Genomic DNA, 905 nt, shown 5'->3' with positions numbered 1-905 from the left:
TAGCCAAGCAGCGCGGCCTCGCCCGTAGCTCCACCGTCCTCGGCGTCGGCGTCATCGCGGCCGTCGGTGCGGGTGGCATGGCCACCGCGCAGAGCAAGCCGCCGGTCTCCATCTCTCTTCCCGATTCCATCGCGGACAACCTTCCCGATGCCAAGTCCCTTCCCGGCGTGGGCGCGTTCATGTCCGGCGACACCGACTCGGACCACGAGACGGTCGCCGCGTCCGCCCCGCTGACCACCGCGGGGATCACCGCAGCCGAGGCCGAACAGGGCAGCACGGACGCCGGCGAGGCGCTGCGCGCACGCATCCTCCAGCAGGCCGAGCAGCAGCAGGCCGAGCAGGCCGGGGCCGAGGCCGAGGCCAGGGCCGCACAGGAGGAGGCGGCGGTCGCGGCGGCCGCAGCCCAGGCGGCGGAGAAGCAGAGCGAGGCCGAGGCCGAGGCCGCAGCGGAGAAGAAGGCGGCGGAAGAGGCGGCGAAGAAGAAGGCGGAGGCCGAGCGTCTCGCCAAGCTGGCCGCCAGCTACGCCGTCCCGACCTCCTCCTACTACATCAGCTCGACCTACGGTCAGGCCGGTTCGATGTGGTCCTCCGGTCACCACACCGGGCTGGACTTCGCGGCCCCGACCGGTACCCCGGTCAAGGCAGTGCACAGCGGCACGGTGAAGTCGGCCGGCTACTCCGGATCGTACGGCTACCGCACGNNCCTCGATGGACGTGACCGCCGGTCAGAAGGTCACCACCGGCCAGACCATCGGCCGCGTCGGCGCGACCGGCAACGTGACCGGTGCGCACCTGCACCTGGAGATCCACACTGCGGACGGTACGGGCATCGACCCCATGAGCTGGCTCCGCGGCAAGGGCCTCACGATCTGAGACCCGGGTGCGCCGGCTTCCGGCGCACCCGG

At 72.0% G+C, this 905-nt stretch carries 2 pseudogenes; both read left to right on the top strand.

Annotated features, from left to right (window positions below):
* A pseudogene (locus BFF76_RS29540) lies at positions 1-701 on the top strand (M23 family metallopeptidase); the annotation flags it as partial.
* Between the two features lie 2 nt (positions 702-703).
* Positions 704-873 (top strand): annotated as a pseudogene (locus tag BFF76_RS34240) (M23 family metallopeptidase); the annotation flags it as partial.
* Between the last annotated feature and the right edge of the window lie 32 nt (positions 874-905).

The organism is Streptomyces mutomycini (assembly GCF_001700505.1).
Lineage (GTDB): Bacteria > Actinomycetota > Actinomycetes > Streptomycetales > Streptomycetaceae > Streptomyces > Streptomyces mutomycini.
Note: the sequence above shows the minus strand (reverse complement) of the source record. Positions and strands in the feature narration are given on the sequence as shown.